Here is a 25,366-nt window from a genome sequence, read left to right as displayed (position 1 = left end):
ATCCCACCGCCTCATTGTTTTTCTGGAGTATGCGTCATACCGGGAATTTGGACAGCCCACCAACGCGGCAACAATTGTTTGACCTTGCTCTCGCCAAAACGGTCATCGATCAACATCACTACTCCTTGATCCTGTTGCGTACGGATGACCCGTCCGGCGGCCTGCACCACTTTCTGTACACCGGGAAACAGATAGGTGTAGTCGTAACCGGCGCCAAAGATAGCGGCCATGCGCCGTTTCAGTTGCTCGTTTACCGGATTGAGTTGGGCCAGCCCCAAGGTGGCGATAAATGCACCGATCAACCTGGCACCGGGCAAATCGATGCCTTCACCAAAGGCCCCTCCCAATACCGCAAAGCCGACCCCCTGGCCGTCGGCGTGGAATTGGTCGAGAAACTGCTGGCGTTGCGCCTCACCCATGCCTCGGGACTGCGACCACAGGCTGATGTGCGGATGTTTCTCGGCGAGTAGCTGCGCCACCTGCTGCAAATATTCGAAACTGCTGAAAAACGCCAGGTAATTGCCGGGGCGCTTGCAGAACTGCCTGGCGATCAGGTCCACGATCGGTTCGAGAGAGGACTGGCGGTGCACGAACCGCGTGGAGATCTGGTTGACGATGTGCACCTGCAGTTGATCGGCATGAAACGGCGACTCGACGTCGATGCACACCGTATCCGCCGGCGTCCCCAGTAAATCGGCGTAATAGTGCCTTGGGCTGAGGGTCGCGGAAAACAGCACCGTGCTGCGCGCGGCAGTCAGGCGCGGGCGGATGAACCCTGCGGGTACCACGTTGCGCAGGCAAAGTTGCGAGAGATTGCGCTTGCGTTCGAGGTCGCGCTTGCTGATGTCGAACAGGAACTGCCCATCGAACAGTTCGGCCACCCGGCAGAACTGCAGCATGTCGAAGTAGAAGCCTTGCAGTGCTCTGTCCAGCCCTTGCGGGTGATCGTTCAGGTAGTCACCGATGCTGGCGCTGCACGATGACAGTGCCTGAAGCAGCTTTTCCGGCGCCTTGTCATAGGCTTGATAGGCGCCGGTTTGCACGTCATGCAGGGCATTCCACTCGCGGTTGATTCGCTGCATCGGCTTTTTAAGCACCTCGGGTGCGGTTTTGCGCACAGCGTTGAAGGTCGCCTGATCGAGGCTGGCGCTGTACATCTGCCGGCCGCGCTCCACCAGGTTGTGAGCTTCGTCGACCAGCACCGCGACCTTCCAGTGATTGGCCTGGGCCAGACCGAACAGCAAGGCGCTGAAATCGAAGTAATAGTTGTAGTCGGCAACCACCACGTCGGCCCATCGCGCCATTTCCTGGCTCAGGTAATAGGGACAGACATCGTGTGCCAGGGCAACCTCGCGCAAGGCGCCCTGGTCCAGCAGGCTCAGTTGACTGGCCGCCTGCCGTGCGGCCGGCAGGCGATCGTAGAAACCCCGGGCCAGCGGGCAGGACTCACCGTGGCAGGCTTTGTCCGGATGTTCGCAGGCCTTGTCCCGGGCAATCATTTCCAGCACCCGCAACGGTGGCGCATCGGCGCTGGCCAGCAGCACTTGCGCGGCGTCCAGGGCCAGCTTGCGTCCCGGGGTTTTCGCTGTCAGGAAGAACACTTTGTCCAGTTGCTGCGGTGCCAGAGCCTTGAGCATGGGAAACAGGGTGCCCAGGGTCTTGCCGATTCCCGTGGGTGCCTGCGCCATCAGGCAGCGCCCTGTGCTGACGGCCTTGAACACCGACTCGGCCAGATGGCGCTGCCCCGGCCGAAAATCGGCGTGGGGAAAGGCCAGGCGCTGCGCCGCGAGATTGCGCCCGTCACGGTGGACGACTTCCTGTTGCGCCCATTGCAGGAAGCGCCCGCAATGCTGGTCGAAGAACTGTTGCAGCTGCGCGGCCTCGTAGGGCTCGACCAGGCAGGTTTCCTTTTCGCTGACGATGTCGAAATACACCAGCGCCAGGTTGATCCGGGGCAGATCCAGTTGGCGGCACATCAACCAGCCGTAGATTTTCGCCTGGGCCCAATGCAACTGACGGTGGTTGGCCGGTTGTTTGCTCAAGTCACCGCGGTAGGTCTTGACCTCTTCCAGGCAGTTTTGCCCCGGATCATAGCCATCCGCCCTGCCCTTGACCGTCAGGGTCTGAAACTGGCCCTCAAGGGCGACTTCACTTTGGTAACCCTCGCTGCGCCGCGAGGCCACCGTGCGGTGCCCGACAATGCCCTCCAGCGCGGTGGGTGACGGCGTGAAGCGCAGGTCGAGGTCGCCGGCCTTGGCGGTGAACTCGCACAGCGCCCGCACCGCAATGCTGTAGCTCAAGCGTCCTGCTCCGCCCATTGCACGTAGCACACGGCGATGGGCATCTGGTGTTCGTGACAGAACTCCAGCCAGCGCAACTGGTTGTCCTGCAGGCGATCGCCCGGGCCCTTGACTTCGATCATGCGGTAGGTCTTTTGCTGCGGCCAGAACTGGATCAGGTCCGGCATGCCGGCGCGATTGGCCTTGATGTCCAGCAAGAGGCGATTGAACCAGTGCTTGAGATGCTCGGCGGGGAGGCATTCGAGGGCTTGCTCCAGCAACTCTTCGCTGAGCACACTCCAGAACACGAACGGCGACTGCACGCCCCACTTGGCGGCATAACGCTGGCGAATGGTCTGCCGGTAGCGCCCGTCTTCGAGTTCGGCCAGGCAGGCCTGGAACAGTTCGGCCCGGCGGGCCTGGAAGTCCTCGCTGAGCAAATCCACCGGCCCGCGCTGGAACGGGTGAAAAAACGCACCCGGCAAAGGCGCGAAGATCGCGGGCCAGCACAGCAGGCCGAACAGCGAGTTGATCAGGCTGTTTTCGACGTAGTGGATCGGTGCCGAATCCTCAGCCAGATGCGCCTGAACGTAAAACTCGACCGACACTGCCGGATCGACTCTTGGTAATTGCAGGTCCAGACGCTGCATTTCCCGAGGCGCCGCCCGCTTGATGGGCGGCCCGCCGAGCTTGCGCCGCAGGCGCGGCAGCACGCGGTGCAACTGCTGGTGTTCGGCGGCACTCTCCGGTGCCTGTTCGGCCTGTTCGGCCAGATCCAGCGCCAACTCGAACTCCCCGCTGCGCTCCAGCACGCGAATGAGCCGCGCCCGCGCACCCGGATAAGCGCATTCACGGTAGAGATCCAGGGCCATGGCGAAATCCGCGATGCGTTCGCAATACTGGCCCATCTGGAACAGCAGCTTGCCGCGTCGGCGTTGCAACCAGGGATTGTCCAGCGCCAGAGCCTTGATGCGCCCGGCCACCTCTTCCAGCGTTTCACCGGCTTCGAATTGTTGCTGGTACGCGTGCAGGAGGACACAGGCATCCACGTCTTCGCGGCTGCGCAAGCCGCGGGACTCGGCGCTGAATTCGACTTTTTCATAGGTGTAGATACCCAGGTCGGCCAGCACGAACTCCGACCAGTCCTGATACAGGTTGCCGAAGAACATCAGGCGCAGGCGATCGCACAATTCCATGATGGTCAGGCTGAGCAGGCGTTCATCCAGCCACGGGCACCAGTCGTTGAAGCTTTGCGCCTGGGGAAACTGTTCGCTCAGTGCTGGCAGCCAATCGGTTTTCCTGCCTTTGGGTTGATCGATGACGGAGCCAAAGGTCTGGAGGATTTCACCCTTGAGCAGCAGTTCGAACAGTTCCTCGACCGCCAGCGGCATGCGCTCATCGACCCAACCGAGTGTCAACAGCGGGCCGACGGCGCCGGGGATATCGCCGATTTCGTCGTAATGCAGTTTGCCGGCCCTGAAATGAATGCCCTTGCGCATGACCATTCTGACCAGCAGTGCCTGCGATTCACGGGGCAACCGCTTAAACTCATTAATGAATCGCAGCTCGTCGACGCTCAGTACATCGGCAAAGCGCTGCTCAAGCCAATCAAGCACTTGCATGAAGTTGTTCAAGTAGTAGAACGGATCGTCGAGGGGATTTGCGGTCACAGGAAATGGGCCATGGCAAGCGAGTACTGGTTATGCGTACAGATACCAGTTCCACCCTGCCCGGTGCAATCGGAAAAGGATAAATGGAGGCGCTGTACGGAATATTTCCCGGGCAGTAGAACTTTCTGCCCCCTGGCGGCACCAACCGCCATAGGCATGCAGTGACAGGCGCGAATGGATGGCACTGCCTCACAACGAACGGGAGGTGATCATGGACATCAAGACTTTGGGCTTGCCCCTGGCCGTCGCGGCCCTGCTGATGCTGGCCGGCTGCTCGACGCCAACGGTGGTGACCCTGCAGAACGGCACTCAGTACCTGACCAAGGACATGCCGAAGACCAAAACCAAGGACGGATTCTTTGAGTTCGAGGACATTTCGGGAGCGATGGTGAAAGTCAGGGCCGACGAAGTGGCGACGATTCGCGAGGAAGACTGACGTTTCTCCTGGCACGATGTGGCAGGTTTCGAGCACTGCCTTACACTCGATAGACCCCGTGCGACCGAATGAATGTGCAACGCTTGGACACAGGCGTTGCAATACGGGCATCACGCATAGACTCAGGTGACGCCGAAATGAAAATGGTCATGCCACTTCTGGCCTCTGTGCTCGCCGTCAGCGCGTGCGTGACGGCGAGCCTTTGTGACGCAGCGACAAAGGCAAAGCCAAAACCCTTGCCAACTTACAAAACCAGTTTCGATTGCACCACGCCCCAGGCATCCACCGAAAAGCTTATCTGTCACGACGCTCAGCTGGCGCGCATGGACCTGGAACTCGATCGTCTTTATCGCCTGGCGCTCACCGACGAACATTCAGTGCCGCGCCCGAATAAAGTCGAGATTGACCAGCGGTTCTGGATTGAGTCGCGTAACCAGTGTGGTGCCGGCCCGCAAGCCAAGACGTGCGTCATCGCCAGTTATGCCGAGCGTGCGTTCCAACTGCGCCAGGGTTCGGCCATTGCCAGAACCAAGGACCCGAGCAGGCTCTCCGAAGGCCCCTTGGCTTATCGTTGCGCAGGGTTCAACGCATTGGTTGCCGCGACCTTCTTTACGGTCGAACCGGGCGTGGTGTTCCTCAAATGGGCCAACTCCTCGGTAACGCTGAACCAGGTGCCGAACAATTCCGGAACCCAGTACAGGGGCAAGGATTACAAAGGCAGCTACAGCTTCTGGCAAATCGGCGATGAGGTTTTTTTCCAGATACCCGGCTCAGGCCAGATGAGTTGCGCAGCCGAGCCGGTCGGCTGACAAGGATGGCAGCGGGACATCCTGTCCCGATTGCCTGACCAGGCCCTCAGCTGCCGGTGCGAATCTTGTTCCACACGCGTGTGCGAACCCGGTCGATGTTCAATGGCATGGCTTCCAGGGCAAAGAGTTTCCCCATCATTTCCGGGCTTGGGTAAACCTTGGTGTCGTTCTTGATCGCCGGGTCGATCAGGCTGTCAGCCTTTTCGTTGCCATTGGCGTAGTGCACGTAGTTGCTGACGCTGGCCATGACCTCCGGGCGCAGCAGATAGTTCATGAAGGCGTAACCGGCCTTTTCGTCCGGAGCGTCGACCGGCATCGCGACCATGTCGAACCAGATGGCGGCGCCTTCCTTGGGAATCGCATAACCGATGTCGATACCATTGTTGGCTTCCCTGGCACGGTTTTCCGCCTGCAGGATGTCGCCGGAGAAACCGACCGCGACGCAGATATCGCCGTTGGCCAGGTCACTGGTGTACTTGGACGAGTGGAAATAGCTGACATAGGGCCGCACTTTCAACAGCAAGGCTTCGGCCTTTTTGTAGTCTTCCGGGTTCTTGCTGTGAGGCGCCAGCCCGAGGTAGTTCAACGCGGCCGGCAGCAGTTCGGGACCGTTGTCGAGGATGGCCACGCCGCACTTCTGTAACTTCTGCATGTTCTCGGGCTTGAAAATCAAGTCCCAGGAATCCACCGGGGCGTTGTCGCCCAGCACCGCCTTGACCTTGGCAATGTTGTAGCCGATGCCGGTGCTGCCCCACAGGTACGGGAAGCCGTGCTCGTTGCCCGGATCGTTGGTCTGCAAGGCCTTGAGCAGTACCGGGTTGAGGTTTTTCCAGTTCGGCAACTGGCTCTTGTCGAGCTTCTTCAGGGCGCCGCCCTCAATTTGCCGCGCCATGAAGTGGTTGGACGGAAACACCACGTCATACCCGGATTTGCCGGTCATCAGCTTGCCATCGAGGGTCTCGTTGCTGTCGTAGACGTCGTAGGTGAAGCCGATGCCGGTTTCTTTCTGGAAGTTTTTCGTGGTGTCCGGCGCGATGTAATCCGACCAGTTATAGATTTTGACGGTTTCGGCCGCCTGACTGATCGATGCAGCAAGCAGCAGCGGAGCCAGGGTCAGTGTCTTTCGGAGCATGAGTCGATTCCTGTAGGTTGTTTTTGTTGGCAGGCAATCAAGGATCAGAAAATCAGGACGTAGGTCTTGCGCACGGTTTCCTGGATATCCCAGATCCCGAGGCTGTTGGCCGGCAACATCAGTGCGTCGCCCGCTTCTATGTGCAGCGGTTCGCCGCCGTCCGGGGTGAAGGTGCAGCGGCCCTGGATGAAGTGACAGAATTCCTGGGCGACGATCTGCCGCCGCCAGCGCCCCGGGGTGCATTCCCAGACGCCGGTCTCGACGCCGTCGTCGCGTTCGACGCTGGTGGTCGAAGCCACGGCCACGGGCGTGCCGAGGGGCACGGCGACCGGGTTGGATTCCTCCAGTTTCAGGGTTGCGGTGTGTTTGAATTGCGTGATGCTCATGGGATTACCTGTCGATATGGCCTGTCGATGAAGAGCGCGCCGTTTAGTGCATGAAACCTTCCATGAAACCGGCCACCCCGCTGGCCAGCTTGCGCCGCCAGGGCGCGGTAGCCGGGTTGGCCAGGGTCTGGTCCTCATGGACAAAGCTGCGGATGATTGCGTTGTAGCCAAGCCAGCGGATCGGTTCCGGCTCCCAGGCCCTGAGCGCGTCGAGGCCCCGCTGCGGGATGACCCACGGCTGGCGCACCAGATCGGTGTCGCGCCCCAGGATCAGGTCGGCCAGCGTGCGTCCACCGAGGTTGCTGGCGCCAACGCCCTCCCCGCCGTAGCCGCCAGACAAGGCGATGCCTTTGGTCCGGTCGCAGAGCATGTGCGGCTTGAAGTGCCGGGACATGCCCAGGTTGCCGCCCCAGGAATGAGTGATCTGCACGTTCTTCAACTGCGGGAACAGTTCGCCGAACAGGTAGCGCCGCAGGTCTTTTTCATCCGTGGTCAGCTCGAAGTCGTGGCGCAGCTTGCCGGCGAACTGATAGCCGCCACGGGCGCCAAAGATCAAACGGTTGTCAGCGGTGCGCTGGCCGTAGGTCACCTGGCGACTGGCCTCGCTGAATGCCTGGCCACGGCTCAGGCCGATTTCATCCCAGGTGGCCGCCGACAGCGGCTCGGTCGCGACGATCAGGCTCTGCACCGGCATCTGATAACGCCCCAGGGGCGGCAAGGTGACGGCGTAGCCTTCTACTGCCGGAACGACCCAGTGACAGCGCACCGACGCTTTCGCCGTGCGCAGACTGCCGGATTGCCAATGGGTAACCGGGCTGTTTTCGTAGATCCTGACCCCCAGGCGCTCCACCATCCGGGCCAGCCCGCGTACCAGCCTGGCCGGGTGGAGGGTCGCCACGTGTGGCGCATAGATGCCGCCATAGGGTTTGGCGACGCGGATCTGCTGCGCCAGTTGTTCCGGGCTCAGCCAGCGATAGTGGTTGTCGTCGAGGCCCTGGCGATGGAGATCGTCCAGGTGGTGACGCAGGCTGGTCGCCTGCTCCGGATAACGCGCAGCGCAATACAGCACCCCGCCTTTACGGAAGTCGCAGTCGATGCCCTCACGTTCGAGGACAATCTCCACTTCATCCGGAATGCCATGCAACAAACCGTAGGAAGCGCGCCGCTCTTCGACCGGCAAACCGGCCAGTAGACGATCTTCACCCAGCAAGTTGCCCATCAGCCAGCCGCCATTGCGCCCCGACGCGCCGAAACCGGCGGTCTGCGCTTCGACAATGGCGATGTTCAGCTGCGGTTTGTGCTGCTTGAGGTAGTACGCGGTCCAGAGACCGGTGTAGCCCGCGCCGATGATCGCCACGTCCACATCCAGGTCCCGCTCCAGCGCCGGACGCGCCAACAAAGGCTCGTCGAGCTGGTCCATCCACAAACTGATAGTGCGCCACGCCGGCATGCAAGACTCCGCCACTGAAAACTTCGATGGCGTCGATCCTAGTGCGTGGGCTCAGGCGCTGTCTTGCGCGCGTGCACGCAAAGAAATTTGTTTGACGTAAGCCTTGGGTGACTGACCGGTGTGCTGGCGGAAACAGCTGTAGAACGCCGACAGCGAATTGAATCCGGCGGCGAACGCCAGTTCATCGATACGCAGCGGTGGCGTGGCGCCATCCAGTGCCGCGAGCAAGTGTTGCAGGCGCGCCTGGTTGACGTAGCGGTAGAAGCTCTGGCCCAACACCTGGTTCAACAGATAGGAAATCTGGTTACGACTGTAACCGCACTCCTTGGCCACCCGTTGCAGGTCGAGCTCCGGGTCGAGATACGGCTGCTGGCGCTGGAAATACTGCTGCAGGTCATCGGCCATGAAGCTCAACTGGCGAGGCGACAGGCCCAGCCGGCTGACCGCCGGGCGTTGGCTGTGGGTGGCTTTGCTGACGGGTTGCTCATGCACCAGCGAAGCGTATTCATTGACCCGCCAGATCAGCCCGTCCTTGACGGTGATCGCCTCGCTGGCGCGGAACGACACCAGTCCTTCACCACCGCGCAGGGTGATGCGGTACTGAATGAAGGCGGTGTTGCCGTCCAGTCGAATGCGGTCGGAGTGCTCCAGCGCTTCATCCGGATCCCGGGGCATGCTGCTGCGAACATAGTCGCGCAATTCGGCCAGGCCCATGACCCGGTTCTGGAAAAAGTCGTTGTACTGGACTTCAGGGTGATAGAGCGCCATGACGCCGTCCAGATCCCGGTGTTTCCAGCGCAAGTGATAGCGCATGACCGTCTCGCCCGTGGCCTGGGTTTGCAGCGGGCCATCATCCTCGGCGTGCATTGAAAATCTCGAACGAAAAAACCGAGCTTGCCCAACTTCCGCTTTGTCTTCAACGACTAAACGGATGCGGGCTCTGGGACGCAAATATCAAGGAAGCGTGACCTGAATCAAAAAAAGGGGGGGCAATCGCCAAACGACCTGAAAAAACCACATTCTTTTCACATTCGGATGCTACTTTTAAAGACTGTCACTGGTTGAGCCATTGAAGGTTCTTCCCTCCTACCATGAGCTAAAGGAAGCGCTCGATACTGAAGGCGGGCAACACATGAATAGAGGGTTCAGTAAGGTCACGTTTCCAAACGCCTGCCAGCTGATGCGCTGGCATTTTCATCCCATGGGTTTCGAGGCGAGCATGGACGCGCCGGGCAGCATGATTGCCCGTCTTTTCGATCGTGCCACTGGCGAGACCATGATCGCCATTGCCGGTATTCCTTGCTCCACCGTCATGAATGCCGCGGATGTAGAACGAATAATCGAAGCGGTGGAGGATGAACTTGAAGCCTTCGTTCCACCCCAGGCCCTCAGGAGTTACGCCTGAGACCTGTCCACTCCCAAAAAAGCCCACATCAAGTGGGCTTTTTGTTGAGCGATGTTCCTTGTAGGAGCGAGCCTGCTCGCGATGGTCGTTAACGATAACGCGTATTTACTGGCTAAACGCGGCGCTCTTGAGTCCATCGCGAGCAAGCTCGCTCCCACAAAGTGTCGATTCAGAAGTCAGGCGGTGGTTTGGCTTTTACGATGATCGACAAAGAACGCCTTGCCCTTGCCGATCCGGTCGGACGCCTTGGGCATGTTCGCGGCCTGGGTGTCTTGCGCATCGACGTACCAATAGCAATGGCTGACGGCACGGGTAATACCCACGTAGGCCAGGCGCAGGATCTCGTCTTTCTGGGCATTGTCGTAGGGCTCGCTGTCACCGGCCTTGCCCAGGCCCGCCATCCGGTAAACCTGATTCTTGTAGGGCGAACTGGTCAGGTGTTGGCAGTCGCCCAGCAAAAACACCGCATCGGCCTGGAGGCCCTTGGCACTGTGATACGTCAGTTGCTTGAGTCTGCGAGCTTCATGGGGCAAGCTCGAATCAAGATTAACTACTGACTGAATATGCTCTTCTATCAATGACTTATCGTTACTTTTTCGATAAAGCATCAAGATTGAATCACCCTTTCGGTAATGCTCCATCAGGCGCTGCGCCATGCCCTGGTCATCACGGTCAAGGACGTTCACCGGCTGCAATGCCTTGGGTTCACCGCTGGCCTTGGCCTTCTTCCCGGCAATCGCCGGCGCTGCGCGCACGATGTGCTCGGCGGCATCGATGATGTGCTGGTGGCTGCGGTAGTTGTCGCTAAGCATGACCTTGGTGGTGCTCGGCGACGGGAACTCCTTGTTGAACTCCATGAAGTAGCTCGGCGAACTGCCGCGCCAGCCATAGATGGATTGCCAGTCATCGCCCACACAGAGCAGCGAGGAACGCTGAGCACCGCGCCCGACGTGCATGACCGGCCCGCGACTGCGGATCTCCGCCAGGCTGGCCCTGATCCAGGAGACGATCTGCGGCGAGACGTCCTGGAATTCGTCGATCATCAGGTGCGACAGCGGCCGCAGCAGCTCATCACTGAGCAGCTTGAGGTTTTCCGGCGAATGCTCGCTGAACAGGGCGAACATTCGGTTGTAGGTCATGATCGGCGGTTTCTGATCGAGCAAATGATCTTCCAGCGCCCGCCAGTAAAGGCTCAGGGCCTCGAAGAAGAACCGGTCGGGATCGTCCTTGGCGAAACTCATCTGCCCCACGGCACTGGGCACATCCAGCCCGAGGTTTTCGATGAACCCGGCGGCGGCGACAAAGCAATCGAGCAACGGCGCGGAGGCGAGCTCGCCCTTGACCTTGTAATCGAAGCCCGGCCCGGCGCTGGCATCCCCCGCCAGCGAGGCCAGAACACGCCTTGATGATTCGTAACTGTCTAGCCATATCAATGGCTTACGACAGAAAGCTTGAAACAGGGTGCGCTTTACTGCCCATTCTGCGCGCACCGTCAGCTTGGCGTTGGGCCGCGTGACTTGCGGGTTCTCCCGAGGATCGAACCCCAGCACCACCCAGGCGTCCAGCGTCGGGATGTAGCCGTGACAGTGGAATTTCGAACCGTTGATATCGAACGACTGGCGATTGGGTTCGATGCCCTTGATGGGCCACGCACCGGCGCGAAACCACAGGTCTTCAATGACGTCACACAACTCTTCATCACGCTTGGCCGCCAGTTCGGTGACGCCCATGCGTTTCTGCACATCGGGGTGATCCCGCTCCAGCTCCTTGAGTTGCAAGGCATGCCGGGACAATGGCTTAATCAGCTCACGAAAGCGCTCGTTATTACTGTGCAGACGGTGATAGCAGGCGTTGAGCTGTTGACGCTGAGCGTCGTTGATGCGCAGGTCGAACGGATTGCTGTCGACCTCCTCGTCACCCTGTGCAGCCCGCAGGCTGAGGTTCTCGAAGGCCTGCAAACGCTCGAAACCAGGAAGACTGCGCACCATCGGCAGGATCCGCGAGTGAAAGGTGCGCACCAGGTCCCGTGCCTCCTTGAAACTGATAGCGCGGCCCCAGAGCGCATACAGTTCGATCAGCTTGTTGATGAAGTCCTTGCGCGACTCGCGGGTGAAAGTCACCACCGTCATCGAACTCAGCTCGAAGCCCAGGTAATGGCTCAACAGCAAGATGCGCAACACCAGCGTGGTCGACTTGCCTGCGCCGGCGCCGGCGATCACCGAGGTGGACGGCGTATCGCTGAAGATCATTTTCCACTGTGCGGCGCTGGGCTGGGCATGGGCCGGCAGCAACCGGGCCACATCTGCCTTCATGCGCTTCTTCAACTCGGCGCTCAACGGCAGGCGCCAATCGTCGAACAGCAGGTCATCGACATTCGGTGGCCGGTGTTCAGTGGAGCGCGAGTCGCGGATCAGCAGGACCTGCCGGCCCTCCTCCAGCCCTTCGAGCTTGCCTTCCCTGTAGCCGTAATCGACCCCGGCGCTGTGTCCGCTGCGAAAACCATCGGCCTGGCCATGCAACCACGACGCACGATGCTGTGCGTGCAGGCGGGTCAGGCTGTAACCGAAGAATCGGGCGAGCAGTCGCTTGATCAGCGGCATCTCGGCCAGGGGGCGAAGTTCAGGTGGAAGATCGGGGGTGTGTTGCGGCACGCGGACTGACTCCAGGGTGTGAGGCTGTTGAGCACTATGGTGTCTGCATTTGCCATTGAGTTCTAGTGAATTGCTTATGACTCATTGGCTTATGCGATGAAGTGAAGGTTGCATGAGAAAATTTCGAGCCCACTTCATATCAAATCATTCGATGGGAATGCCGCATTTTTTACGCTTTTTATCGATTGTTGCCTGATGGATGATGCCCGTCATCAACCACCGGTATCGCTTCGTGGCTCAGGCGCTTGCCCCCATGACGAACCTTTTCTGGAGACGATCATGCTTGAACTCAGACCTTTCAAAACGCTTGGCGGTGCTCACCACGGCTGGTTGGATGCGCATCACCATTTTTCGTTCGCCGAATACTACGATCCACAGCGCATGAACTGGGGCAATCTGCGGGTCTGGAATGACGATGTGATCGCTCCCGGCACCGGTTTCCCGCAGCACCCGCACCGGGACATGGAAATCATCACCTATGTCCGCGAAGGCGCTATTACCCACCAGGACAACCTGGGCAACAAGGGCCGGACCGAAGCGGGAGACGTCCAGGTCATGAGCGCCGGTACCGGGATCGCCCACAGCGAGTACAACCTGGAAGCGACGCCGACCCGGATTTTCCAGATCTGGATCATTCCGAATGAGACCGGCCTGGCACCGTCCTGGGGCGCCAAGCCGTTCCCGAAAGGCGACCGCGAAGGTTTTGTCACCCTGGCCAGCGGCAAGGAAGGCGACGAGCAGAGCCTGCGCATCCGCGCCGATGCCCGGTTGGTGGCTGCCAACCTGAAGGCCGGCGAAACGGCCGAATACCCTTTGGACAGCGGTCGTCGTGCCTACCTGGTTCCGGCCACCGGGGTCATTGAAGTCAACGGCTTGCGCGCACAAGCTCGAGACGGTGTCGCGGTAGCCGATGAGCAGGTGCTGCGGGTGACAGCCATTGAGGACAGTGAGATTGTGTTGGTGGACCTGGCGTGACCTGCTGAGGGCAATCGCAAAAAAAGGGGCGACCGTGTTGGTCGCCCCTTTTTTATTGTTGCAGCGAATCCTTTGTGGGAGCGGGCTTGCTCGCGAAGGCGGTGTTTCAGTCAGCATTGATGTTGAAGCTGATACCGCTTTCGCGAGCAAGCCCGCTCCCACAGGGTTGTGTGTTTATTTCGCGGAGATGGCACCATCCACCAGCGTTTGCGCCTCGGCCACCAGTTGCTTGAGGTGGTCGTCGCTGACAAAGCTTTCGGCGTAGATCTTGTAGATGTCTTCCGTGCCCGACGGACGCGCCGCGAACCAGCCGTTTTCGGTCATGACCTTGAGACCGCCAATGGCCTGATCATTGCCCGGCGCATGGCTGAGGATGCTCTGGATCGGCTCGCCGGCCAGTTGGGTCGAGGTGACCTGTTGCGGCGACAGCTTGCTCAACAGGGCTTTCTGCTCCGGGTTGGCCTTGGCGTCGACCCGTACCGAGAACGGTTCACCCAGTTCATCGGTCAAGGCACGGTACGCCTGGCTCGGGTCGCGACCGGTCCGGGCCGTCATCTCGGCAGCCAGCAGGGCCGGAATCAAACCGTCCTTGTCGGTGCTCCAGACGCCGCCGTCCTTGCGCAGGAACGAGGCACCGGCGCTTTCTTCGCCGCCGAAACCCAGGGAGCCATCGAACAGTCCATCGGCAAACCACTTGAAGCCCACCGGCACTTCGTACAGGCGACGGCCCAAGCGTTTGGCCACGCGATCGATCAAGCCGCTGCTGACCACGGTTTTGCCTACGGCGGCATCGGCGCGCCATTGCGGACGATTCTGGAACAGGTAGTCGATGGCAACGGCGAGGTAGTTGTTCGGTGCCAGCAAACCGCCGGACGGCGTGACGATGCCATGGCGGTCATGGTCAGGGTCGCAGGCAAACGCCACGTCGAAGCGCTCTTTCAGGCCGATCAGACCTTGCATGGCATGGCTGGACGATGGGTCCATGCGGATCTGGCCGTCCCAGTCGACGGTCATGAAGCGGAAGGTCGGGTCGACCTGTTTATTCACCACATCCAGGTCCAGACGGTAATGCTCGGCAATCGCCGACCAGTAGCGCACCCCTGCTCCACCCAGCGGATCGACGCCCAGGCGCAGCTTGGCATCGCGGATGGCGTCGAAGTCGATCACGTTGATCAGGTCGGCGACATAGGTGTTGAGGTAATCGTGACGATGGGTGGTGCTGGCCTTGAGTGCCTGCTCGTAGCTGATGCGCTTGACGCCTGCGAGCTTGTTGGCCAGCAATTCGTTGGCCTTGGCTTCGATCCACTTGGTGATGTGGGTATCGGCCGGACCACCGTTGGTGGGGTTGTACTTGTAGCCACCGCTTTGTGGCGGGTTGTGCGACGGCGTGATGACGATGCCGTCCGCCAGGCCACTGGTGCGACCACGGTTGTAGCAGAGAATCGCATGGGAAATGGCCGGTGTCGGGGTGTACTCGTCGCCAGCGGCGATCATCACGGTCACGCCGTTGGCCGCCAGCACTTCAAGAGCGCTGGCACCGGCCGGCGTGGACAGCGCATGGGTGTCGATACCGACAAACAGCGGGCCATCGATGCCCTGAGCTTCGCGATACAGACAAATGGCCTGGCTGATCGCCAGCACGTGCCATTCGTTGAAACTCAAGTCGAACGAGCTACCGCGGTGCCCCGATGTGCCGAAGGCAACGCGCTGGGTCGAAATGGCGGCATCAGGCTGGCCGGTGTAATAGGCCGTGACCAGTCGCGGGATATCGACCAACAGTTCTGCCGGTGCCGGTTTACCCGCAAAAGGACTGAGTGTCATGCAAAACCTCTGGAATCGAGTGGTTCAGGAATTGAGTCGCAGTTTACTGGCAGTTTGACCGCAACGCGATGGGATCGATCCCACACAGTGGAGGTTGTTATTTTTTGTCACTCACTCGATCGATTCCAGGCGCAGCGCATCCCCCAGCAGTCCCAGCGCGGCCGCCAGGTTGTGATCGCCGCCGAAGGTATGACTCAGGCGCAAATGCTGCCCGTGCAGACCGTGGAGGCTGAACAGTTCGCCCGGCGCGATGACCACCTGTTGCGCCAGCAGGCGCTGGAACACACGGCGCACATTGACCCGGCGCAACGAACGCACCCAGATCGTTGCACCGCCTTGCGGCTCGACTAAATGCAAGGCATCTCCCAGTCGCTCCTGCAACAACTGGGTCATTTGACTCTTGCGCTCCTTGAGTAGCCGTCGCAGCACCAGCAGGTGTTGATCGATGCGGCCGCTGCTATACAAACGGGCGATGGCTTTCTGGCGAATCGGCGACAGTCGAAACGAACGCAGCAGGAAGTGCCGTTGCAGTTCGGCGCTCAAGTGCCTTGAAAGCAGGTAGCCGTAGGGCGCTTCCGGTCCAATGATTTTCTCGAACGCGGAAAACACCATCAGCCGTTCAGGGTCCAGCAAGTCGCGAAAGCGCAAGCCGCCCGGGTCGAATCCGAGCTCGCCATAACAGTCGTTTTCCAGCACCCAACTGTCATGCGTGGCCAACAGCCGGGCAATGGCCTGCCTGTTTTCCTCAGGCGCCAGGCTGCCACGGGGCATGTTCAGGGCCGATGACAGCATCACCAGTCGTACCGGCTCGGTCTCCAGCAACGTTTTCAGCCGGTGCGGATCGAGGCAACCATCGGCTTGCACAGGCCACTCGATCACCCGCACACAGGCGGCTTGAAACAAACGCAGGATCGTCCAGTCGCACGGCGACTCAACCACGACCGTGGCGTCCTTCAAGCCCAGCACGGCGATGAGGATTTCCAGGACGCCGCGCAGGTCGGCACCGATGTAGACATCATCGGCGTGCCAGTAACGCATGGGAGACGTGGTGTAGCGTGCTGCCAGGGCGGTGCGCAGCTCGAGCTCGCCGCAGGGTTGCGAGGGCGACTGCGGCTGTCGGGGATACTGGCGCAGCATCTCTCGCTCCAGCAGCAACAAGGGGCTGTCGAGCGGCTGCAGCAAAGCCGGTTCATCGGCGCTCAGGACCAGCATCCCCGGACGCCTGGCATTGACATAGACAGCTTCGAGCAGATCGCTGCCGCTGTCCTGCGGGTTGAAAGACGACACTGGCAACGCGTAATAACCCGACTTGGCCACCGAAAACACGCGCCCTTCCTTCTCCAGCAGCGAATAGGCGTACTGAATGGTCGAGATCGACACATTGAGGCGCTCCGCCAGCTGCCGCAGCGAAGGCAGGCGGATGCGTGAATCCCCTTCGGACTCATTGATCAGGCTGCCCAGGTATCGATAAACGGCCTGATAGGCGAAATCCGTTTCTCGTGGACCTTTCATGGCTGAAGGCCGACCGCACTGGCTGATAGTCCGCTCACCTTCAGTGACCCGCTGACCATTCATCCACCAAGGTGTTGCCGGTGTCAGGATCGCCCACTGCCTCTTGCAACGCGGCGCACTGGATCTGTGCTTCGGGCGCCCCGTCATCGCTTCCTGGCGCCCGCTCCATGCGATAAAGGCGGCCAATCAGGCTGACTGGCAACCCGCTGACATCAGTCATCCATTGCATGATCTGTTCGGCGACCGGCTGCCCCTGCATGGCCCGGTGCAACTCGGGCATGGCCACCAGCATGCCCGGATGGCACTGACGCAAGAATCGCTCAAGCCCCGCACCTTCTTCGATAAACGGCGCAAAAAGCAGACACACCAATTGTGCTTCGCTCAGGCCCAGGTTCTTTTGCGCTTCGGCCGCCGCTCGGGCACGCTGATCGCCCAGTGTCGCCGGGTTGCCGAACACCTCGATGGCCTGCTCGCACAAACGCTCGGGCAAACGCTTGCGGCGCATCATCACCAGGGCGCGTTGCAGGTATTGCGCAACGCCTGACTCATAATCGCGGCCCTGCACGAAGCTCGCTTGCAACCCACGTACGTGCGCCGAGATCGACGCGCTGACGAATTCGTTGTCGCTGATCTGCGCGGACAGTTCGTCAGGCTGGAAGCCGAGAAATTCAGTCAGCAATGACCAGCGCTCCTCCAGGTTGCTGACCAGCAGGTCGTGAATCTCGATGCAGGTGGTACGACGGCAGGTCTCAAAGCGCTCTTCAGGACGCCATCGGGCCTGGTCGTCATCGGCATAGAACGCCTGATAACAGTCGCTGCCCAGCTCATCGAGCAATGCAAACAACCCCGCATGGCCGGCCTCGCCCACCGGCGAGGGCTTGAGCCCTGCCTTGGTAGCGGCACGCTTCAAGCCGTCGATGAACTGTTTCTGCTGACGCGGCGTGTCACTGACGAGCAAAGCGTCGACACCACCGTCCCAACGGGCGATTTGGCCGTAGAACTCGCCCGTGGCCAGATACCCGTCATCCCACAGGTCGAACCCGCCGTGCCACGCCCGGCGATGCCCGATCAGCAGCAGGTTCAGGCGGCTGGACTCGCGGCCAGCGTCGGAGATCCGCGTCAGGTGATCGAACGGCAACACTTCCCGATCATCGACCATCAGCACCTCGACCCGTGGATCGTCATAGACAAACAGTGCGCTGTTGGTCCGGTGCATGTTTTCCACGGCCGCCCGGCTTGTCCCGTTCAACCGCAACGAGGCGATGCGCAACTGAAATGTCGCTGGCGCCCGCGTGGCGATGGTCAATTGCGCCGCACGCAACAGCGCCAGGCTGTAGCAGTTGTCGCGGGCCCCGGACTGGACCGCCAACACCTTGTAATCACCAATACGCTCCATGCCCCCCGCCGCCACTGCCAGACGCTGAATCAATAACTGCAATGCAGTGCGCTCGGCACGGGAGAAGAAACCCAGCAATCGCTGCAGCACTTGTTGATAGACATAGTTCATCGCTTGGTCATGGATGCTGGTCATCTTTATTTACCTGGTACTCGTAAGTTCAATATCGCGCGGACAACACATTCCGCTGGACTGTCTGCACAAATGGAGTCGTCGACTTTATTGCCAAATGCTAGCACTTGAATTTTCTGGCAATCATTTGAATTGATCGTAACAGCCCTGCTTGCGCAAACTGCAGACATGACTGTAACGCACGGCTGGCAAGGGTTTTATCAATTGGAGACAGCGTCCTAGGAAGCGTCCTACAACGTCCCACAGACACTTATCACAAGAAATAAGGAAAGAAGTTGTTGCTGTCTTTCTGGCTACTACACAACAACTAACTAAATTGGAAGCGTGCACCGAGGGCGCACATTGAAAAGTTTTAGCCTGACACCCAGCCATGACTCATTCCTTGAGATGAAAGTAATCATTCAATTATCAGGGCTTAGTGGCTGATTAGAAGCTACAGATTACGGGCAAAAACCAGTTCAGTTGCTGGACCGGCCTGCGGATCGACAGGTTTGGGGGGGCACAAACGAAAGAGTCCGTGCGGGCACGGACTCTTGGGGGGGCTTTTGCGTCGGCACTTGTGACGAGTGCTACGCCGGTTCGACTTGCAGGGCGACCCGCTCGCGACAAGGGCATTCGTCCATGTAGCGGTGTGCTTCGACCACCTCGGCAAACGGGAAGACCCGAGTCTTGAGCGGCAGCAGCACGCGGTCAGCGGTCAACTGGTTGATGTCGCGCAAGGCACGTTGCAGGGCGACCTGGTCCTGGGTGATGCCCAGTTCCGGCTTGCCGGTGAAGTTGCCGATGCAGTGCACGAAGAACTGAATGTTCTTCTGGAACGCTGCGCAGGCCGGGAATGGCGTCTGGTTGCCACCTTGCAGGCCGTACAGCACCAGGCTGCCGCGAGGCGCCAGCACATCGCCCAGCAACGACATCTGAGGACCGCCCAAACCATCGAAGACCACATCCACACCGCGGTTATCGGTGATCTTGTTGATCCGTATCAGCAGATCTTCTTCCTCGGTAACGATGACTTTTTCGGCACCCAGCGACAACAGATACTCACGTTCCTCTGCTGACTTGGTTGCGGCAATCACACGAACACCCAAGGCCTTGCCCAGTTGTACGAACGAAGGTCCGGCGCAATGGCTGGCGTCGGTCACCAGGGCGAATTGCCCGGGCTTGACCCGTGCCAGGTCGGCATAAGCAAAATAGGCGACCAACAGCGGCGTGTAATGCACGCTGGCTTCGATCGGGCTCAGCACGTCCGGGTAACGGGTCAGCGACGAGCGCGGCAGGACAATCAGTTCTCCGTAGACCGGATAGTCGTTCGGGCTTTGGGCCGGGAAACTGGCGACCTTGTCACCTATCGCCAGGTCATCCACACCCTCACCGACAGCCGTGACGATACCGGCCATTTCCTGGCCAAGGCCGGAAGGCAGATGGGCGCGGGACGACGCCAGGTTCTGGCGCCAGAGAGTGTCGTACCAGCTGATGCCAATGGCCTCGACGCGCACCTGCACTTCGCCCGGTGCAGGCAGAGCCGCCGCATGCTCTTCGCATTTGAGCACCTCGGCTGGACCAAACTTGTGAAAACGGATCGTGCGGGACATCACAAACCTCGCCAAATGAACCTCTAATGCCATGAACTCTAGCTGGGCTTTCAACCCAACACTATCAGTGGGTATTAATAGTCGACATGCCTGTCATTGATTCCGCAGCGGCGGCGACATTGTCAAATGCCGCAAGAAACCGAACCCTCCTTTGCAGGAAATCTGAATTACCCGGTGCAGAGTACCAGCCTTTCCCCTTAATATTCCTGCTGGCCATTGTTCTCATATGGCCGCCCACGTCAAGTTTGCTGACTCTGCCAGGACTCCAGATGAATCGTAATGACCTGCGTCGTGTCGACCTGAACCTGTTGATCGTTTTTGAAACATTGATGCACGAACGCAGCGTGACCCGTGCTGCGGAAAAACTGTTCCTCGGCCAGCCGGCCATCAGTGCGGCGCTCTCGCGCCTGCGCGGGTTGTTCGATGACCCGTTGTTTGTGCGTACCGGCCGCAGCATGGAGCCGTCCGCCCGGGCGATCGAGATTTTCGCCCTGCTCTCGCCGGCTCTGGATTCGATTTCCACCGCGGTCAGCCGAGCGGCCGAGTTCGATCCTGCCACAAGTACCGCCGTGTTCCGCATCGGCCTTTCGGACGACGTCGAATTCGCCTTGCTGCCCATGCTGCTCAAGCGCCTGCGTGCCGAATCACCGGGGATTGTGCTGGTGATACGCAGGGTCAACTACATCCTGATGCCAGGGTTGCTGGCCTCCGGTGAGATCTCCATCGGCGTCAGCTACACCACCGACCTGCCGGCCAACGCCAAGCGCAAGGTACTGCGCCGCAGCCAGCCCAAGCTGTTGCGCGCCGACACCGTGCCGGGGCCATTGAGCCTGGATGATTACTGCGCGCGCCCCCATGCACTGGTGTCGTTCGCCGGCGACCTCAGCGGCTTTATAGATGAAGAACTGGAAAAGCTCGGGCGCAAACGTCATGTGGTGCTCGCGGTGCCGCAGTTCAACGGCCTTGGCACCTTGCTGGCCGGCACTGACATCGTCGCAACCGTGCCGGACTACACGGCCGATGCACTGACGGCCGCAGGCGGTGTGCGCGCGGAGGATCCGCCGTTGCCGGTGCGCAGCTTTGAATTGCACATGGCCTGGCGTGGGTCGCAGGATAATGATCCGGGGGAGCGCTGGTTGCGGTCGCGGATTCAGATGTTCTTTGGGGATCCGGATAGTCTCTGAGAAGGATTGGCTGCCTGATCGGCTATGCAGCGGGCAATCCTTCCAGCGTAAATCATGGCAAACGGTGAAATGGGCGCGGCGCAAGCCTGAATGAAAACGGGTGCACCGACGTCGAACCGGGGAAGATCAGCAAAAGAATTTCGTATACCCTAGCGCTATCTCACTCCAAATGACCGCCGCCGTGAACCCACCCAAACTCAACGCCCCCGACCTTGGTAACACGCCTTCGACTTCGGAAATCATCACCCGCCATCTGCGGGATGCGATTGTCGCCGGGCATTTTGCCGAGGATGAGCCGATCCGCCAGGACGACATCGCCCGCCAGTTCAATGTCAGCAAGATCCCGGTGCGCGAAGCCCTCAAGCGCCTGGAGGCCGAAGGGTTGGTGATGTTCCAGCGCAATCGCGGGGCGATGGTCACGCGGGTTTCCGATGCGGAACTGGCGCAGATGTTCGAAGTGCGGATGTTGCTGGAGGACAAGATTCTGCGCCTGGCCATTCCGAACATGACCGAAGAGACCTTCGCCCGTGCCGAGCGCATCTGTCAGGAGTTTATCGGCGAGGACGACGTGGGGCGCTGGGCCGAGCTCAACTGGGAGCTGCACTCCTGCCTGTACGAGCCTGCGCAGCGACCGTTTCTGGTGAGTCTGATCCGTTCGGTCAACGACAAGCTGGAGCGTTATCTACGCATGCAGATGAGCTTGTCGGCCGGTAAGGAACGGGCCGATCACGAACACCGCGAGATCCTGGCGGCCTGTCGCGCCGGGGATGTGGACCTGGCGGTGAAGCTTCTGGACGAGCACATTGCCGGCGTCTGCACGACCCTGTTCGAGCACCTGCCCCACAGCCACTGACAGCGTCGGATGCTGTGCCGATTTCGTCATCGACACAGACTAAATCCATCAAGCCGACACCCCGCCGCACGGGCCACTCTTGCGTTCACTCAACCGAATGGACGTGGCCCTCCCATGAAACGCATCTTAGTGATCGACTCCCACACCGGCGGCGAACCGACCCGCCTGGTGACCGCCGGCTTTCCTGACCTGGGCACCGGCAGCATGGCCGAACGGCGCAAGGTATTGGCCGAACAGCATGATCAATGGCGCGCCGCCTGTATGCTGGAACCACGGGGCAGCGACGTACTGGTGGGCGCCCTGCTCTGCACGCCGGTGGACCCTGGCGCCTGTGCCGGGGTGATTTTCTTCAATAACACCGGTTATCTGGGCATGTGCGGCCACGGCACCATCGGCCTGGTGGCGTCGTTGGCGCACCTGGGCAAGATCGGCCCCGGCGTGCACAGCATCGAAACGCCGGTGGGCACGGTGCAGGCAACCCTGCACGAAGACCATTCGGTGAGTGTGCGCAACGTGCCAGCCTACCGTTATCGCAAGGCGCTGGCGGTGCAGGTGCCGGGCATCGGCCAAGTGGTCGGTGATATCGCTTGGGGCGGCAACTGGTTTTTCCTGGTCGCCGAGCACGGCCTGCGGGTGGCCGGCGACAACCTCGAAGCGCTGACCGCTTACACCTTCGCCGTGCAGCAGGCACTGGAAGCCCAAGGCATTCGCGGTGAAGACGGCGGCTTGATCGATCACGTCGAGTTGTTCGCCGATGACGATCACGCCGACAGCCGCAACTTCGTGCTCTGCCCCGGCAAAGCCTACGACCGTTCGCCCTGCGGCACCGGCACCAGCGCCAAACTGGCATGCCTGGCGGCCGACGACAAGTTGCAACCGGGGCAGATCTGGCGCCAGGCCAGCGTCATCGGCAGCGAGTTCGAGGGTTCCTACGAACTGCAGGGTGAGCGCATCGTGCCGACTATTCGTGGTCGCGCGTTCATCAGTGCCGAGGCGAGCCTGATCATCGAACAGGACGACCCGTTCGCCTGGGGCATTCGTCCATGAACGAGGGCCAGGTGGCCGATGTGATCGTGATCGGCGCCGGCATTATCGGCGCCGCCTGTGCCCAGGCGCTGGCCCGTCGCGGCTTGCAGGTGCTGGTACTGGACGCCGGTCTGCACGGGGCCACGGCCGCCGGCATGGGCCACTTGCTGGTACTCGACGACAACCCCGCCGAACTGGCCCTGAGTCAATATTCGTTGCAGCGCTGGCGCGAACTGGGCGCAGACCTGCCCGACAGCTGTGCCTACCGCTGCAACGGCACGCTGTGGCTGGCGGCCAATGCCGAAGAAATGGCGGTGGCCCACAGCAAATTCCTGAACCTGCAAGCCCAGGGCGTGGCTTGCGAACTGATCGGCGCCAATGCCCTGCGCCAGCGCGAACCGGAACTGCGCGAAGGACTGGAAGGCGGCTTGCTGATCAATGGCGACGGCATTCTATACGCCCCGGCGACGGCCGGATGGATGCTCGAAACACCGAACATCCGCCAACGCCGGGCACGGGTCAGTGCGGTCGATGGCAACCGTGTCTGCCTCGATGATGGTCGTTGGTTGAGTGCCGATGCCGTGGTGTTGGCCAACGGTATTCAAGCCAACGAGTTGTGCCCGGAGTTGCCCATCGAGCCGAAAAAAGGCCACTTGCTGATCACTGACCGCTACCCCGGCAGCGTCACCCATACGCTGGTGGAACTGGGTTACGTCACCAGTGCCCACAATGCCACGGGGCCGTCGACCGCCTGCAATATCCAGCCGCGCCCCACCGGGCAACTGTTCATAGGCGCCTCGCGGCAATTCGCAACCACCGACCCGCAGGTCGAAGGCTGGATGCTCGCGAAGATGCTCAAGCGTGCCGCCGAGTACATGCCGGGGCTGGCCCGGCTCAATGGCATCCGTGCCTGGACCGGCTTTCGCGCCGCCAGCCCCGACGGTTTGCCGCTGGTGGGCCAGCATCCACAACGTCAAGGCTTGTGGCTGGCAGTCGGTCACGAAGGACTGGGCGTAACCACCGCCCCCGGCACCGCCGATTTACTGGTGGCGCAACTGTTCGACGAAACCCCGCCACTGGTCGCACAACCTTATCTGCCCCAGCGTTTTCTCGGAGAACCGGTCTATGCCTGAATTGTTGCTGGACGGCCACGCCCTGACAGTCGCCGAAGGCACCAGCGTCGTCGCTGCCCTGGCGTTGGCCAGTGACGGCAGCACGCGCACCTCGGTCAGCGGTCAGCGCCGTGCGCCGCTGTGCGGCATGGGCATTTGCCAGGAATGCCGGGTGACCATCGATGGCCGGCGACGCCTGGCTTGCCAGACCCTTTGCCGTGACGGCATGCGGGTGGAGACTCGCCCATGAATGAATACGCTGATCTGTTGATCATTGGCGCGGGCCCTGCCGGGATGAGCGCCGCCCTTGCCGCCGCCCCCAGCGGCGCCCGCATTGTCATGCTCGACGACAACCCGCTGCCGGGCGGCCAAATCTGGCGCGACGGACCTCAAGCCAACGTGCCCGGTCAGGCCCGGCGCCTGCGCGAGCGTCTGGCGTCGTGCAACAACATCCGCCATCACGCCGGTACTCGGGTGATCGCCAATCCCGGCGCGAAACAACTGCTGGTGGAAGATGACGACCATGGCTGGTTGATCGGCTACGACAAACTGATTCTGTGCACCGGCGCCCGTGAATTGCTGTTGCCCTTCCCCGGCTGGACCCTGCCGGGTGTCACCGGTGCGGGTGGTTTGCAGGCACTGATCAAGGCTGGTTTGTCGGTGCAGAACGAGCGCGTGGTGATCGCCGGCAGCGGCCCGCTGTTACTGGCCAGTGCCGCCACCGCCAAACAGCATGGCGCGCAAGTACAACGCATCGCCGAACAAGCCAGCCGCAGCGCCCTCGTCGGTTTCGCCGCGCAACTGCCGCGCTGGCCCGGTAAATGGCTGCAATCGTTCAGCCTGTTCGACCACCGCTACCGCACTGCCACCCACGTATTGGCGGCGCTTGGTACCGACCGAGTGGAAGGCGTGCGCCTGCAACAACAAGGCAACATCGTCGAACTGGAATGTGATCGGCTGGCCTGTGGATTCGGGTTGATCCCGAACATCCAGTTGGGTCAGGCACTGGGTTGTGCCATCGAAGATCAAGCCATCGCGGTGGATGCCTGGCAGGCCAGCAACCGCGCCGATCATTATGCGGCGGGCGAATGCACAGGGTTCGGCGGCAGTGAGCTGGCCTTGGTGGAAGGTGCGATTGCCGGCCACGCTGCGGTTGGCAATCTGCAAGCCGCCTGGCAATTGTGGCCGCGCCGGGCGCGCTGGCAGGGTTTCGCCAAAGTGCTGAACAGCGCGTTCGCCCTCGACCCGCGACTCAAGTCCCTGGCCCAACCCGATACCCTGGTTTGCCGCTGCGAAGACGTGCCGTACGCGGCATTGACCGGTCACTCTGACTGGCGCGAAGCCAAACTCGCCAGTCGCTGTGGCATGGGCGCCTGCCAGGGCCGGGTGTGTGGCGGCGCAGTGCAGCATTTGTTTGGTTGGCAGCCCTCGGCACCGCGCCCACCCTTCAGCCCGGCGCGGATCGAAACCTTGATGTCCCTGGACGATACCCCGCCGGCGTGATGACCACGCCTGGGGTTTCGGCCACGCTGCCGAGCCTCTATG

General features: G+C 60.9%; 21 protein-coding genes. 10 read left to right on the top strand and 11 right to left on the bottom strand.

Annotation, left to right across the window (positions count from 1 at the left end; translation table 11 throughout):
- Positions 1–11 precede the first annotated feature (11 nt).
- Both ACXX83_RS09975 and ACXX83_RS09970 read right to left on the bottom strand, forming a co-directional pair.
- Positions 12–2,300 carry an ATP-dependent DNA helicase gene (locus ACXX83_RS09975; protein ID WP_458548307.1) on the bottom strand — a complete coding sequence of 763 codons (2,289 nt, stop codon included), beginning with the start codon at positions 2,298–2,300 and terminating at the stop codon, positions 12–14.
- The gene (locus ACXX83_RS09970; protein ID WP_458550176.1) at positions 2,297–3,901 is read right to left on the bottom strand and encodes a VRR-NUC domain-containing protein; all 1,605 of its coding nucleotides are present in this window, start codon (positions 3,899–3,901) and stop codon (positions 2,297–2,299) included. Before ACXX83_RS09970 ends, ACXX83_RS09975 begins: the two co-directional genes overlap by 4 nt.
- Before the next feature lie 259 nt (positions 3,902–4,160).
- On the opposite strand from ACXX83_RS09970, the gene ACXX83_RS09965 reads away from it, so the two are divergent.
- Together ACXX83_RS09965 and ACXX83_RS09960 are read left to right on the top strand one after the other, a co-directional pair.
- Complete coding sequence (locus tag ACXX83_RS09965; protein ID WP_095966778.1) at positions 4,161–4,385, top strand: YgdI/YgdR family lipoprotein; 225 nt, start codon at positions 4,161–4,163, stop codon at positions 4,383–4,385.
- Between the two features lie 137 nt (positions 4,386–4,522).
- Positions 4,523–5,194, top strand: a complete 672-nt coding sequence (locus ACXX83_RS09960) for an MliC family protein (RefSeq protein WP_217835087.1) — start codon at positions 4,523–4,525, stop codon at positions 5,192–5,194.
- 46 nt (positions 5,195–5,240) lie between these two features.
- On the opposite strand, the gene ACXX83_RS09955 is transcribed toward ACXX83_RS09960, so the two are convergent.
- The 4 genes from ACXX83_RS09955 to ACXX83_RS09940 are packed head-to-tail and all read right to left on the bottom strand — an operon-like array spanning position 5,241 to position 9,029.
- Positions 5,241–6,326 carry a polyamine ABC transporter substrate-binding protein gene (locus ACXX83_RS09955; protein WP_458548306.1) on the bottom strand — a complete coding sequence of 362 codons (1,086 nt, stop codon included), beginning with the start codon at positions 6,324–6,326 and terminating at the stop codon, positions 5,241–5,243.
- Positions 6,327–6,370: 44 nt separating this feature from the next.
- Positions 6,371–6,712 (bottom strand): cupin domain-containing protein, encoded by a 342-nt coding sequence (locus tag ACXX83_RS09950; RefSeq protein ID WP_015095054.1) that lies wholly within the window; start codon positions 6,710–6,712, stop codon positions 6,371–6,373.
- A gap of 43 nt (positions 6,713–6,755) precedes the next feature.
- Positions 6,756–8,162, bottom strand: coding sequence for an NAD(P)/FAD-dependent oxidoreductase (locus tag ACXX83_RS09945; protein WP_458548304.1), 1,407 nt, complete (start codon positions 8,160–8,162; stop codon positions 6,756–6,758).
- A 51-nt stretch (positions 8,163–8,213) separates the two neighbouring features.
- Positions 8,214–9,029, bottom strand: a complete 816-nt coding sequence (locus tag ACXX83_RS09940) for a helix-turn-helix transcriptional regulator (RefSeq protein ID WP_095966751.1) — start codon at positions 9,027–9,029, stop codon at positions 8,214–8,216.
- Between the two features lie 265 nt (positions 9,030–9,294).
- On the opposite strand from ACXX83_RS09940, the gene ACXX83_RS09935 reads away from it, so the two are divergent.
- Positions 9,295–9,567, top strand: coding sequence for a DUF1652 domain-containing protein (locus ACXX83_RS09935; protein ID WP_458550175.1), 273 nt, complete (start codon positions 9,295–9,297; stop codon positions 9,565–9,567).
- A gap of 176 nt (positions 9,568–9,743) precedes the next feature.
- Here the strand turns inward: ACXX83_RS09935 and ACXX83_RS09930 are convergent, their stop codons facing one another.
- Positions 9,744–12,218 (bottom strand): UvrD-helicase domain-containing protein, encoded by a 2,475-nt coding sequence (locus ACXX83_RS09930; RefSeq protein ID WP_458548302.1) that lies wholly within the window; start codon positions 12,216–12,218, stop codon positions 9,744–9,746.
- Positions 12,219–12,497: 279 nt separating this feature from the next.
- Between ACXX83_RS09930 and ACXX83_RS09925 the strand changes: the two genes are divergently transcribed.
- Positions 12,498–13,193, top strand: coding sequence for a pirin family protein (locus ACXX83_RS09925; RefSeq protein ID WP_458548301.1), 696 nt, complete (start codon positions 12,498–12,500; stop codon positions 13,191–13,193).
- A gap of 174 nt (positions 13,194–13,367) precedes the next feature.
- Here the strand turns inward: ACXX83_RS09925 and pgm are convergent, their stop codons facing one another.
- From pgm to ACXX83_RS09905, 4 genes are all read right to left on the bottom strand, one after another.
- Positions 13,368–15,014, bottom strand: a complete 1,647-nt coding sequence (gene pgm, locus ACXX83_RS09920) for a phosphoglucomutase (alpha-D-glucose-1,6-bisphosphate-dependent) (RefSeq protein WP_095966747.1) — start codon at positions 15,012–15,014, stop codon at positions 13,368–13,370.
- Between the two features lie 111 nt (positions 15,015–15,125).
- Positions 15,126–16,526, bottom strand: coding sequence for an aminotransferase-like domain-containing protein (locus ACXX83_RS09915; protein ID WP_458548300.1), 1,401 nt, complete (start codon positions 16,524–16,526; stop codon positions 15,126–15,128).
- 40 nt (positions 16,527–16,566) lie between these two features.
- Entirely contained in the window at positions 16,567–18,057 is a 1,491-nt protein-coding gene (locus ACXX83_RS09910) for a hypothetical protein (RefSeq protein WP_458548298.1), read from the bottom strand.
- A 566-nt stretch (positions 18,058–18,623) separates the two neighbouring features.
- A complete protein-coding gene (locus ACXX83_RS09905; protein ID WP_015095045.1) occupies positions 18,624–19,646 on the bottom strand; it encodes a zinc-dependent alcohol dehydrogenase family protein in 1,023 nt (340 codons plus the stop codon).
- 269 nt (positions 19,647–19,915) lie between these two features.
- Here ACXX83_RS09905 and ACXX83_RS09900 point away from each other — a divergent pair, with 269 nt between their 5' ends.
- The 6 genes from ACXX83_RS09900 (at position 19,916) to ACXX83_RS09875 (ending at position 25,324) form a co-directional block, all read left to right on the top strand.
- Positions 19,916–20,830 carry a LysR family transcriptional regulator gene (locus ACXX83_RS09900; RefSeq protein WP_225923676.1) on the top strand — a complete coding sequence of 305 codons (915 nt, stop codon included), beginning with the start codon at positions 19,916–19,918 and terminating at the stop codon, positions 20,828–20,830.
- A 181-nt stretch (positions 20,831–21,011) separates the two neighbouring features.
- Positions 21,012–21,683, top strand: coding sequence for a GntR family transcriptional regulator (locus ACXX83_RS09895; protein ID WP_458548296.1), 672 nt, complete (start codon positions 21,012–21,014; stop codon positions 21,681–21,683).
- Between the two features lie 114 nt (positions 21,684–21,797).
- Positions 21,798–22,730 (top strand): 4-hydroxyproline epimerase, encoded by a 933-nt coding sequence (locus ACXX83_RS09890; protein WP_458548295.1) that lies wholly within the window; start codon positions 21,798–21,800, stop codon positions 22,728–22,730.
- Positions 22,727–23,842, top strand: coding sequence for an NAD(P)/FAD-dependent oxidoreductase (locus ACXX83_RS09885; RefSeq protein WP_458548294.1), 1,116 nt, complete (start codon positions 22,727–22,729; stop codon positions 23,840–23,842). Before ACXX83_RS09890 ends, ACXX83_RS09885 begins: the two co-directional genes overlap by 4 nt.
- The gene (locus ACXX83_RS09880) at positions 23,835–24,071 is read left to right on the top strand and encodes a (2Fe-2S)-binding protein (RefSeq protein WP_458548292.1); all 237 of its coding nucleotides are present in this window, start codon (positions 23,835–23,837) and stop codon (positions 24,069–24,071) included. Before ACXX83_RS09885 ends, ACXX83_RS09880 begins: the two co-directional genes overlap by 8 nt.
- Positions 24,068–25,324, top strand: coding sequence for an FAD-dependent oxidoreductase (locus ACXX83_RS09875; protein WP_458548291.1), 1,257 nt, complete (start codon positions 24,068–24,070; stop codon positions 25,322–25,324). The genes ACXX83_RS09880 and ACXX83_RS09875 overlap by 4 nt, the downstream gene beginning before the upstream one ends.
- Positions 25,325–25,366 lie beyond the last annotated feature (42 nt).

The sequence above is a fragment of the Pseudomonas sp. GNP012 genome, from assembly GCF_054343835.1.
Note: the sequence above shows the minus strand (reverse complement) of the source record. Positions and strands in the feature narration are given on the sequence as shown.

What these genes read in the sequence shown, in the direction of transcription:
- ACXX83_RS09970 (WP_458550176.1), bottom strand. Translation starts at nt 3,901, where the DNA reads ATGCAAGTGCTTGATTGGCTTGAGCAGCGCTTTGCCGATGTACTGAGC.
- ACXX83_RS09965 (WP_095966778.1), top strand. Translation starts at nt 4,161, where the DNA reads ATGGACATCAAGACTTTGGGCTTGCCCCTGGCCGTCGCGGCCCTGCTG.
- ACXX83_RS09960 (WP_217835087.1), top strand. Translation starts at nt 4,523, where the DNA reads ATGAAAATGGTCATGCCACTTCTGGCCTCTGTGCTCGCCGTCAGCGCG.
- ACXX83_RS09955 (WP_458548306.1), bottom strand. Translation starts at nt 6,326, where the DNA reads ATGCTCCGAAAGACACTGACCCTGGCTCCGCTGCTGCTTGCTGCATCG.
- ACXX83_RS09950 (WP_015095054.1), bottom strand. Translation starts at nt 6,712, where the DNA reads ATGAGCATCACGCAATTCAAACACACCGCAACCCTGAAACTGGAGGAA.
- ACXX83_RS09945 (WP_458548304.1), bottom strand. Translation starts at nt 8,162, where the DNA reads ATGCCGGCGTGGCGCACTATCAGTTTGTGGATGGACCAGCTCGACGAG.
- ACXX83_RS09940 (WP_095966751.1), bottom strand. Translation starts at nt 9,029, where the DNA reads ATGCACGCCGAGGATGATGGCCCGCTGCAAACCCAGGCCACGGGCGAG.
- ACXX83_RS09935 (WP_458550175.1), top strand. Translation starts at nt 9,295, where the DNA reads ATGAATAGAGGGTTCAGTAAGGTCACGTTTCCAAACGCCTGCCAGCTG.
- ACXX83_RS09925 (WP_458548301.1), top strand. Translation starts at nt 12,498, where the DNA reads ATGCTTGAACTCAGACCTTTCAAAACGCTTGGCGGTGCTCACCACGGC.
- pgm (WP_095966747.1), bottom strand. Translation starts at nt 15,014, where the DNA reads ATGACACTCAGTCCTTTTGCGGGTAAACCGGCACCGGCAGAACTGTTG.
- ACXX83_RS09915 (WP_458548300.1), bottom strand. Translation starts at nt 16,526, where the DNA reads ATGAAAGGTCCACGAGAAACGGATTTCGCCTATCAGGCCGTTTATCGA.
- ACXX83_RS09910 (WP_458548298.1), bottom strand. Translation starts at nt 18,057, where the DNA reads ATGACCAGCATCCATGACCAAGCGATGAACTATGTCTATCAACAAGTG.
- ACXX83_RS09905 (WP_015095045.1), bottom strand. Translation starts at nt 19,646, where the DNA reads ATGTCCCGCACGATCCGTTTTCACAAGTTTGGTCCAGCCGAGGTGCTC.
- ACXX83_RS09900 (WP_225923676.1), top strand. Translation starts at nt 19,916, where the DNA reads ATGAATCGTAATGACCTGCGTCGTGTCGACCTGAACCTGTTGATCGTT.
- ACXX83_RS09890 (WP_458548295.1), top strand. Translation starts at nt 21,798, where the DNA reads ATGAAACGCATCTTAGTGATCGACTCCCACACCGGCGGCGAACCGACC.
- ACXX83_RS09885 (WP_458548294.1), top strand. Translation starts at nt 22,727, where the DNA reads ATGAACGAGGGCCAGGTGGCCGATGTGATCGTGATCGGCGCCGGCATT.
- ACXX83_RS09880 (WP_458548292.1), top strand. Translation starts at nt 23,835, where the DNA reads ATGCCTGAATTGTTGCTGGACGGCCACGCCCTGACAGTCGCCGAAGGC.
- ACXX83_RS09875 (WP_458548291.1), top strand. Translation starts at nt 24,068, where the DNA reads ATGAATGAATACGCTGATCTGTTGATCATTGGCGCGGGCCCTGCCGGG.